At 29.7% G+C, this 11,170-nt stretch carries 9 protein-coding genes; 4 read left to right on the top strand and 5 right to left on the bottom strand.

Going from position 1 to position 11,170, the window contains the following annotated elements; translation table 11 throughout:
- Nucleotides 1–420: 420 nt before the first annotated feature.
- Nucleotides 421–3,000 (bottom strand): response regulator, encoded by a 2,580-nt coding sequence (locus tag J7M77_RS12340; RefSeq protein WP_296878998.1) that lies wholly within the window; start codon nucleotides 2,998–3,000, stop codon nucleotides 421–423.
- A 230-nt stretch (nucleotides 3,001–3,230) separates the two neighbouring features.
- On the opposite strand from J7M77_RS12340, the gene J7M77_RS12345 reads away from it, so the two are divergent.
- Nucleotides 3,231–4,622 (top strand): ROK family protein, encoded by a 1,392-nt coding sequence (locus J7M77_RS12345; protein ID WP_296879000.1) that lies wholly within the window; start codon nucleotides 3,231–3,233, stop codon nucleotides 4,620–4,622.
- Nucleotides 4,623–4,647: 25 nt separating this feature from the next.
- Here J7M77_RS12345 and J7M77_RS12350 read toward each other — a convergent pair whose 3' ends face one another.
- Nucleotides 4,648–5,118 carry a nucleoside deaminase gene (locus J7M77_RS12350; RefSeq protein ID WP_367237018.1) on the bottom strand — a complete coding sequence of 157 codons (471 nt, stop codon included), beginning with the start codon at nucleotides 5,116–5,118 and terminating at the stop codon, nucleotides 4,648–4,650.
- Between the two features lie 157 nt (nucleotides 5,119–5,275).
- On the opposite strand from J7M77_RS12350, the gene J7M77_RS12355 reads away from it, so the two are divergent.
- The gene (locus tag J7M77_RS12355; protein ID WP_296879005.1) at nucleotides 5,276–5,989 is read left to right on the top strand and encodes a dihydrofolate reductase family protein; all 714 of its coding nucleotides are present in this window, start codon (nucleotides 5,276–5,278) and stop codon (nucleotides 5,987–5,989) included.
- An 8-nt stretch (nucleotides 5,990–5,997) separates the two neighbouring features.
- Here J7M77_RS12355 and J7M77_RS12360 read toward each other — a convergent pair whose 3' ends face one another.
- From J7M77_RS12360 to J7M77_RS12370, 3 genes are all read right to left on the bottom strand, one after another.
- Nucleotides 5,998–6,459 (bottom strand): hypothetical protein, encoded by a 462-nt coding sequence (locus tag J7M77_RS12360; RefSeq protein WP_296879008.1) that lies wholly within the window; start codon nucleotides 6,457–6,459, stop codon nucleotides 5,998–6,000.
- Nucleotides 6,460–6,472: 13 nt separating this feature from the next.
- Entirely contained in the window at nucleotides 6,473–6,907 is a 435-nt protein-coding gene (locus J7M77_RS12365) for a LytTR family DNA-binding domain-containing protein (protein ID WP_296879010.1), read from the bottom strand.
- Nucleotides 6,908–7,032: 125 nt separating this feature from the next.
- Nucleotides 7,033–8,796: an ABC transporter ATP-binding protein gene (locus J7M77_RS12370; protein ID WP_296879012.1), complete on the bottom strand. Its 1,764-nt coding sequence runs from the start codon at nucleotides 8,794–8,796 to the stop codon at nucleotides 7,033–7,035.
- 136 nt (nucleotides 8,797–8,932) lie between these two features.
- On the opposite strand from J7M77_RS12370, the gene J7M77_RS12375 reads away from it, so the two are divergent.
- Together J7M77_RS12375 and J7M77_RS12380 are read left to right on the top strand one after the other, a co-directional pair.
- Complete coding sequence (locus J7M77_RS12375; protein ID WP_296879014.1) at nucleotides 8,933–9,745, top strand: MarR family transcriptional regulator; 813 nt, start codon at nucleotides 8,933–8,935, stop codon at nucleotides 9,743–9,745.
- A gap of 193 nt (nucleotides 9,746–9,938) precedes the next feature.
- On the top strand, nucleotides 9,939–11,170 hold a 1,232-nt coding region (locus tag J7M77_RS12380), incomplete at its 3' end, for an NEAT domain-containing protein (protein WP_296879017.1).

The following is an 11,170-nucleotide window of genomic DNA, read 5'->3' on the forward strand; positions in this document are numbered from 1 at the left end:
ATAAAGTATATGATAGATAGAAAAAGCGAATTAAAGATATATTATGAATTAAGCGATTATTCTTATTATATAGAAAATAGTGATTATATTATATATGTTAGAAAATAATGTCTTTAAAAGTTTTAAAGTTAAACAATATATTAGTTTTTTTAAAGAAAAAGGATTTTATTTGAGAGGTATAGCTTTTCATATTGCACCAGAGATATCTGCTTTAAATTATAAACTATATTTTCGTTTATTAGATGAAAAATAAATTCATAATTTTTGATAAAATATTGAAAACTGCTTACCAGTTTCTGATGTTTTCCAAATGTTTGATTTTGATAAATAAAAAGGATTAATATTATGACCTTTCCTAGATAAATTGTCTAGGAAAGGTTTTTTTAAAAAAAGAAGTTGTCAAATTGACAACTTCAACTATCATTCACTTTTAGTATATTTAAGAATCTTTCTAATTAGATCCTTCATATCTAACGGTTTAGCGATATGATCATTCATTCCAATTTCTAGACAATGATTAATATCTTCAACGAAAGCATCAGCAGTCATGGCTAGAATAGGGATTTCTTTACCGTCTGGTCGATCTTCTAAGTTTCGAATCATTTCCGTAGCCTGATAGCCATCCATGATTGGCATTCTTATATCCATTAAGATAATTTGATAGTAACCAGGAGCTTTGGCTTTAAACATATCGACACATTGTTTACCGTTTTCGGCCCATTCGACAATAAAACCTTCTTCACTTAATAATTCATCAGCAATTTCGCGGTTAATGTCATTATCTTCAACAAGTAAAATTTTAATATCAGAAAAATCACTTTTTTCCTCAATTTCATCATGTCCATCTTTGTAGTTCATAAATTGCACTAGACCACGATATAAAGTTGATTTGAATAATGGTTTACTAATAAAACCGCTAACTCCGGCTGCTTTAGCTTCTTCTTCAATATCTGAATAATCATTGGCAGAAATAATTAGGATTGGTACTTCATCGCCAACTTGTTCACGAATTTTTTTGGCTGTTTCAATACCATCCATTTCTGGCATTTTCCAATCAATTAATACAATCTGATAATCATTATTATCATCATGATGTTTTTTAACTAACTGAATTGCTTCTTGACCGCTTGTTGTATATTCAGCCTGGATGCCAATTTTTTCAAGATTCATAACAGCATCATTACATAATTCTTTATTATCATCAACGACAAGCATATTCCAGTTTGGAAGAAGCATTTCTTCTTCATCAACATCAGCTATTTCCAAATCCAAAACAACGTGGAAAGTCGTTCCGATATCTAATTTACTATCTACTTCAATTGTACCTTCCATTTTATCAACAATATATTTGGTAATCGTCATTCCTAGTCCACTACCTTCTGTTTTATGAACCCGCTTGCTATCTTCACGAACAAATGATTCAAAGATTCGTTTTTGGAATTCTTCGGTCATTCCAATACCGTTATCTTTAACCCAAAAATGAGTACGGACCCACTTGTCACCTTTAGGTGATTCTTCTTGTTTAACGCTTACGTCTATTTTTCCTTCTTCAGGTGTAAATTTTAAAGCGTTTGATAAAAGATTGATTAGGATTTGATTTAATCTAACCCCATCACAGAATACTTGTTCCGAAATAATATTTTCAATACTAATATTAAATACTTGACGTTTGGCCTTAACTTGGGGCTGGACGATATTAACCAAGCTTTCCATTGTTTCTCTTAGACTTACTAATTCCATATTCAAATTAAGTTTGCCACTTTCAATTTTTGACATATCTAAAACATCGTTAATTAAACCTAATAGATGTTTACTAGACAAGGTGATTTTTTTAAGACAGTTTTCAACCTGCTCTTTATTATCAATATTAGTAGCGGCAATTGCCGTTAAACCAACGATAGCATTCATTGGAGTTCGAATGTCATGGGACATATTTGATAAAAATTCACTCTTTGCTTTATTGGCGTATTCGGCTTTTCTTTGAGCCTTTTCGATTTCTTTGATTTGTTTATGTGACAAAATATAGTAGATACCAAAGATAATAACCGATGCCCCGAGGATCGTTACACAGCCGATAATGGTCGTTGAAAATCTTCTGTTTGCAAGCGAAGAAATCGCGTTATCTAATTCGCCATGAGGCATTACAGTTATCAAAGACCATTTGGAGTTTTCTAACGGAATACAATAAATATGGCGATTTTCACCATCAATCGATACTTCCATTGAATATGATTGCCGATTGGTAACTGCTGCCTGCAGTCCAGCAACTAACTCTTTACCATTTCCATTTGGATAATCACCAACTTCCATTAACCAGTCAAAATAATTATCGCCTTTAGTTTCTGCGTTTTGAATAACGAAACTGCCATCTTTACGAAGAATATGTGAAAATACAATACTGTTATTTTCATTTAATGATAAGGCATCATTTAATTTTTCAATCGGTAAACCAACTACTAAAGCTGTACACATGCTGCCATCAGGAAGCGGATAACCTTCATCATGAGGATAACCAACTGATATACCATACATCAAGATAAGATTACCATCATCCGTTGTCCCGGTTCCGATCATTAAATCACCATTATTCATTGAATCAATAAATATTTCTTTATTGACAATTGTTGTCGAATCACCATAAATAAGAAATTCATCACCTTCTTTATTATATAAAGACATATATATAAATTCCCGATTTTTTCCTAACTTTTCTAACTGATCATAAGCCTCTTGATCCAATCTTTCTACTTCTTCAGGGGGATACGCTTCTAAAATGGCATTGATCTGCTGATAACGGAGACTAACTAGTGTATTAAAATGATTTTGATATTGATCACTAATTTCTTCCATATAAATGTTGGCAACTTTGGAAATTGTTTCAGTATTTTCACTTACCATAGTTGATGTAATCCAATAAAAGACAAAAACACATAGTACAACCAAAATGATTAAACTTCCCCACAAAAAATGATTCATCCTACTTTTTAATTTCGTAACCATTTAACCCATCTCCTATAACTACAAATTTCGTTAACTTTACTTATATTATACATTTTTCTATTTAGATATCGCTAGTAAATCTAAGATTTTTTTGTGATTTTATAACTAAAGATCATAGTGCTTTTTTCTTAACTGTTTAGTTAGGCTAAAAAATTTAAATGATGATAATATTTGAGGGAGTATTATAATATTTAATATGGTATAATAATAAAAAGGAAATGGGGGATAGCATGGATAATATTTTTGATTTTAAAGCATGGATACAAAGCCATCAAGAAGCACCGTATAATATTGTAGTAGAAAGTGATGATTGTATTAAGTTAGTTACTGATTATGGTGAAGCAGTAATTAATTTTACGGAAATTGATGAATATACGATCGTTGAATTTAGAATTATATCGAATAAAGATGATTCTGTGAAATTTTATCTTCATTTTGAATTAAATGATGAAGCTCATGCTAAGCAGTTATATGATGAAATGGTGGAAACATTGATCAACTTAAAAGAAGAAAAAACGTTGCAAATATTATTATCATGTTCAGCCGGACTGACTACTTCAATGTTTGCTGAAAATTTAAATGCAACAGTAGAAATGCTTGGTTTGGATTATCATTTCAATGCAGTATCTTATTTAAGTATTTATGAAGAAGCTAATAATTATGATGTGATTTTAATTGCGCCACAAATTGGTTATATGCTTAAAAGATTACAAGAAAGTGTGCCAGATAAACCGGTTTGTCAAATACCTACAGCTGCATTTGCATCATATAATACACTTGCAACAATAGAATTCATTCAAAAAGAGGTAGAAGCTTTTAATCAAAAGAAAAAAGAAAAAGAGAAAAAAGATGAATGTACTTGCTGCTGTAAGCATAAAAAAAGAATCTTATCTATTGTTATAGTTGTTAATAATGGTAAAACACAGATTTATTATCGCTTATATGATAATTGTGAAATTATCGATAGTAATCAAATTATTAAACCATCAATGAATGTCTATGATTTATATGATATCATCGATACAGTATTAGTAAAACATGGTCATATTGATGTAATTGGGATAGCTTCTCCAGGTATTGTTAAGGATAATAAGCATTTAAAAACACCAGCTGAAGGTAAGGAAATTGATATTAAGAAAGATTTTGAAGATAGATATAATATCGATGTTTTTGTTTATAATAACGCTAATGCTGCGGTAGTCGGATTTTCATTAGAACATCCTGAATACAAAAATATTATTTTTCACTCACAACCATTTGGAGTTGGGGGACAAGGAATTATTTCTAATGGTAAAGTAGTTAAAGGTAAAAACGGGATTGCCGGTGAAGTTAGATTCTTCATTCGCAGAATGCAATTATCGGATGATATTTTTAAATTATCATGGAGTGAACATGGAGCAGTTGAAGTGGTCACTAAATCGCTACTACCATCGATTTCAATTATTGGACCAGAAGCGGTGGCTATTTATGGTAAGATGACGCCTGATATGAATGAAATAAAAAATGCATTGAGTTCATTTATTGATGATGATTATATGCCAGAATTTTATTATATTAAAGAAGCTAGTTCCTATATGTTAAGCGGAATTACAGAATTATGTGTCAATTATTTAGAAGACTAATAAAGGCTCGATTGAGCCTTTTGTTTTACTTGGAAAAATAAGCTTTTAAAATTTTTAGACTTTCTTCTCTAAGGACACCTGCTGTTACTTGAGGATAAAATGGAGAATGATCAAATACCATTTGACTACAATTGCATCCTTCATCATGTAAAATATTATTTAAATCAATATTACTAGCAGCATATACTAAACGTCCTAATTTTGACCAGACAATTGCTCCTGAACACATGAAATATGGCTCATAGCTAGAATAAAGAGTATAATCACTCAAATCAGTAATATGAGTTTCGTCACAAAATCTTCTTATTAGTCCTAGTTTGGCATGAAAGGTAGGATCGTTGGCACTATAAATTTGGTTTTCGTTCGTATAAACAATTTTATTATCTTTAACCAAAACAGCACCGAAAGGTTCATTGCCGTGTTTTACTGCAAGTGCTGATAACTCTATGGCTTTTTTCATAAATATTTCATCATTCATAATTTTTCTTGTTTGCATAATATTTAATACTATTCTAAATTAAATATAGCTTATCAATACTTTAGTGTCAATATACAAGAAACTGCAGTATGTTTTAAAGTAATAGTGAAATGCATTATTCATATTGTACTTTTTAGCTGGGTGACTTTAAAATAATAATAAAGAGGTGAGTAAAATGGAAGAAACATATATAATTTGTCATATGTTACAGTCACTTGATGGGAAAATTAGTGGAAATATTTTTTTAAATCCAGTTACACAAAAATTAGCTGCTGATTATCGTCAAATTGGTACAAATTATCAGGCGGATGCGATTATTTATGGTAAAACAACCGCACAGGAGTTATTTATCAATGAAGATAAATTAATTTCTTTACCTTCAGTGAATCAATCAATCGTTCGCGAGGATTATCTTAATATAGGTCAAAAAAATAGCTGGATCGTAGTAATTGATGGTTTAGGAACGCTTGCATGGAATAGTGAAGTTTTAAAGCATGACAGACTTAAAGATAAAAATATTGTTGTGGTTTTGAGTGAAAAAGCAAGTGATGAATATTTATTGCATTTACAAAAATTAGGGATTTCTTATCTTTTTGCTGGAAAAAAGAAGCTACGGATGCGTACTGTTGTAACGAAGATGCATGAAAAGTTAAAGATTAAAACGGCACTATTACAAGGGGGCGGAATCGTCAATGCCAGTTTTGCAAATGAGAATTTAATTGATGAAATTAGTTTAGTAATTGCACCGGTTATTAGTGGGGCTAGTGATATCCCAACTTCTTTTGAATCTGGTGATTTTGGCTTTCCGTTAGCCTATTTAAATAGTTTTAAATTGATTGAAACTAGAGTGTTAGATGATTCGGGATTATGGCTTAATTATCAAAGGTAATAGCCAAACTAACTATTACCTTTAATTTTTTGTTGATATTGATGTAATGACTGAGTATATAATTCACCTTGTTTTTTGCTATAACGATGATAGATAGCAAGATTAATAAAATAGAGAATTAAAATAATTGATATAAAAATTAGGATTTGTATAAAGGTTGCTGGCTGATTGAAATATCCGATCCAATAAAAAATAATAATTTCATATATGCTAATTAGAATTAGAAAAATAGTTAATCGTCTAACAAATAACCATTTTTTGATAAATAAATTAGTAAAAATGAAACAAAAGATAAAGACACCACCTATTATTGCAATAATAAGTTTATTTAAAAATTCAATTGTAATAACTGAGTGATTAAATAAATTAGCTAATACTAAGATTATCAATAGGAACCAGCTAAGACAAAAAGCAAATCCTTTTTTTAACCAGTTAAAAAATTTTATTAATTCAGATTTTTGATTGTTCATAATTACCTCCGTTTTAAATGGACAATAGTTTTTTAAATGCGGGTACATAACGTCTTGAAATATGCAAATGTTCACCGTTGCACATAGTAAGTAAGATTGTTCGATTTAGTTCAGGTTTTAAACAGTTAATTTTGTTGATATTTACAATCAAAGACTTTGAAATTCGAATAAAATCCTGATTTGGCAAAAGATATTCGAGTTCATATAGACGAAGCCTAACTTCTAATACCTCATCTTTTGTATATAAAAAAGTATAATTATCAACAGTTTCAAAATACAAGATATCCGATATATTAATGATATATTGGCGATTGTCTTTTTTAGCGATTAATTTTTGATCAAATAATTCGATATACTTTTTTAATGACAATATTTTTTCATCGATTTTACGGCATTGAATAATAATTTGTAAATCATAGTTAGGCTGTTCAATGATTCTAATATCCACCTATGATCACCTCCTGATTTTATTATATTAAATAATAATTTTGATACAAGAAAACCATAAGTAAGTGGTATAAATAATACGTTAAGAGGAAAAAATCTCTTTTAAAATTTAAAAGAGATTAAAAACTATTTTAATTTTCCATAATACATATCACTAAAGATGCCCTCAGTTTCAACTAATTGATCATATTTACCACTTTGAACAATTTTACCATTGTCCATAACAATAATACGATCACAGTTTTTTAATGTCGTTAAACGATGAGCAATAGAAATAATTGTCATATTATTTTCAGTTTTTAGTTTTTCAATTTCATTTTGAATAAAACGTTCCGATGTATTATCTAATGCCGAAGTTGCTTCGTCCAGAATTAGAATTTTAGGTTTTCTTAAAAAGATTCTAGCAATCGCAATTCTTTGTTTTTGACCACCTGATAAATTGCTGCCTCCTTCAGCTAAAACAGTATTTTCTTGATCAGGTAAGCTATTTACGAATTCATTTAAACACGCCTTTTTTAAAGCGGTTTGTATTTCTTTTTTAGAAACATCGCGGTCAAGACCATAACAGATATTTTCAACAATTGTTCCTGCAATCAAAAATGGACTTTGAGGAACTAAAGCAATCACATTAGAAATATCTTTTCTAGATAAAGAATCAATATTATTACCATCAAGCAGAATTTCTCCCTGACACTTTTCTAATTTACAAATAGCCTTGATCAAAGACGATTTACCACAACCACTAGGACCGGCAATACCTAAAAACATCCCAGTTTGGATATTCAAAGATAATTGATTTAAAATAATATTATCTTGATTATAGGCAAATGTTAGATTGTTGATAGTAATAATTTCATTTTCAATCTTATTAATTTGTTTAGGTTTTAGTGGTAAATAAGAAAAATCATTTGGAATTTCAGTCATTTTAAAGAAATCTTCAGCTAAAACTACACTTTCAGATAATTCATCTAAAATACGGTGTAATTCTTCTAATGGTTTGATAAGCTGTGAAAAACATAAATAAGATGTTAAGACATCACCAACACTAATTATGTTTAATGTTGCCAGAAATGCTGAAATACCAATCATCAAAACGGTAAAAACGGCTTCATTAATAAACTTTAAACTATCATATTTAGCCATTTGAAGATGATGTTTCATTTCTTTACTGCGTAAAAATTCTGATTTTTGGTCAAACCGATTTTCTTCAATTTCAATACTGTCACTAATTCGAATCACTTCAATACCGTTTAATAATTCAACGATAGTTCCATCCATAGCTGCTTTAGTTTCTAAGAGCTCGACTCGAATTCCTTTTTGAGTACTAATTTGTCGAAAAACTATTGCCATTCCAATCGGAATTACTAATAACATTGGTAAAGCTAAAATAATTGGTAAAGTTGTAAAAATAACTACGATAGCTGCAATGCTATTAAAAATAGCTGGTGCAAAATCCATAAAAATCAACTTTTCTAACTTAACCGTTCCTTCTAAACAGCGATTTAAGCGACCATGAATATTTCCGGTCATATTTTCTTTAAAGTAAGCAAGCGGTGCTTTTAGTAAAGACATTATAACAATTCCTCTTGCTTTTTTTTCGGTTTTGGTAGCTGTATCTTCAACCATGATCCTTCTAAGTATTTTAATCAATTCATTGATCACATTAACGACTAGAATCAATATTAATATCGGTATAATTTTTGAAAACTGTATTTTTTCCTGCATTAAAATATCATCAGTTAACCAGCCGATTGCTTTTGGTGTTAGCTGTGATAATATTGCTGAAACTAACATTATGATCAAAATAATGATAAAATTTCTTTTTTGTTTTTTATCAAGTAAAGCATATAATTTATGTAATATTTTTTTTAACCCATTTTTATCTTTCATTTTATCCCTCTTTTACTATTATCATTATACTTATTTTTTTAGTTTTGTAAAAATGTTAATAAGATTTATTATAATCATATTTGCTTGTAGGATAAAAAATAGTTATTATATGCTGGGGAAAATAAAAGGAGAAAGTATGAAACTTACTAGAGAAAAACTATTGTATTTGTTATTTTTATATGATCATAAAGATAAAAAATATACAATAACAAGAATTGCTCAAGAAATGGAAATTTCTAAATCAACAGTAAGCCGGGTATTAAATACATTTTATCAAGAAGGATTATTGTTGGAAAAAGGGAAGGGTGGATTATCTTGTCAGGGCTGTTTACTAGCGAGAAGATATAAACAAGATATTAATAAGGTAGCCAAATGGCTTGAAAACACAGTAGATTTTAATCAGGAAGAAGCTTATCAAGAAGCACTTTCGCTAATTTTAACTATGTCTAAAGATGCGAGAAATAAATTGGTTAATAATACTAGTAAGCAAAGATTATTTGCAATAATTAATAATGTTAAGGAAATTAGCGGTGATATGTTGGGAGCTAATTTAGATGATGGTGAATATCCCTTTGCATTTACTATTTATAAAAAAGATCAACTTGGAATTTCGATGGCCAATGATGGTTTTATTCATCCAGGAATTTTAAAAGTTAAATTTGGCTGTGGTGAATTAATTTTGACGCCTAAAGAAGTGGAACAAGAATCATTAATGGGAAAAATTGTTTTAAAAGGAAAATTAGAGTCGTTAAAGTATGAAGTTGATCATCAATATGTAACAAGTAAATTGTGTCGAGGAAGGTATATAATTCCTATCTCTAAACTTTATTTTTTTTATAGTAAGGAAGAAAAAATATTACAAACAACATTAAAAATAAAAGTAAAATTAGAAGAAGGAATAATTAATATGCCTGAAAAAGAGGCGATATTGACAATTATTTTTAAATAGTGTTGTCTACCTGTAAACATAAAAAATTATTAGAAAAATATAAAAATAATAGAGAATATGCAGTTTTTGTTGCAATTATGCAACAAAAATAGTAGTTGAATTAGATTAGGATAATGATAGAATTTGTGCGTGGTTAGTTTTATCTAACAACATTGTGTTAGTTAAAACTAATGAATATGAAAGGAGGAATGTAATGAAAAAATTTTTTAAAGCAGCTTTAGCTTTAATGATGGCATTTTCAATTCAAGTAGCAACACTTCATAAAGTTAAAGCCAATAGTGTTGATTTGTCAAAACCAGGCACTTATGAGGTGCCGATCGCTTCGTTAGAAAACGCAATACCAGTAAGAACAGTGAAAGAACTATTTTCAAAAGTGTTTGGGAATTCAATTACTGTTAAAGTTGACAAAGATAAAAAAGCCGAAGCGATACTTAATTTACGTCACATGGATATTAGTATTATTGGTATTAAATACCATGCCAATATTACTGAAATAGAGGGTGCGACAGTTTTACAACAAGGTGAAGAACAATATTCAGAAGGATTTAGTCCGTTTTCATCAACAAAATCTCATACAGTACCTAAAAGAGTTAGCTTACCATTGTCTTTAAAGGATAATTCACAGGAAATGGTTGTTAGAGTGGACTTATTGGATGCATTTCAAGGTAGCCCACGTAAAATAAATGTGAAATTAACTTTAAATGTTAGTGAAGCGATTGAACTTGCTAATTATGCAGCAGTCGATAAAGCATTTGAAAAAGTAGGTACTTTAAGTCCGGATGATTATACTGAAAAATCTTGGGATGTTTTGAAAAAAGCAATGGATGAAGTGGTTGATAACTTAGAAGCAAAAGATCAAGATAAAGTTAATCAGATGGCTAAAAAAGTGAATGATGCGATTAATGCATTAGAATATAAACCTGGAAAAAGTAAATTAGCTACTGATGGAACATACAATGTTGGTGTTAATTTATGGCATGAAACTCAAGATCGTCCTTCAATGGCGAATTCATCTTTAGATCCGGTAGCGACTATCATTAAAAAAGATGGAAAAGCAACAATGTATATCACAACTAAACCAATGACTTTTGGTTCAATAACAGCATCAATGCAAGATTTATATTTAGGTTCTTTAAGCAATGATGGTTATAAACAAAATTCAGCGAAAATTGAAGCTAAAGATAAAGCTGGTAATCCAAGATTATGGTCATTTGCTTTACCTCATGAAAATGAATACATTGATATAGTCGTTAATCCACGTGTTGCTTTCATGGGTAATCGGGATATAGGGGCTCGAATTAAGGTTGATTATGGAAGTTTACGAAAAATTTCTAATGGAATCGAAGTACCAAAAGCTCCAGAAATAACAGACGATAAAGCAACTGAGCCAACAGTAACTGAAGATGAAAAAGCAACTGAAACAAC

This window comes from Thomasclavelia sp. (assembly GCF_017889095.1).
Taxonomy (GTDB): Bacteria; Bacillota_I; Bacilli_A; order Erysipelotrichales; family Coprobacillaceae; genus Thomasclavelia.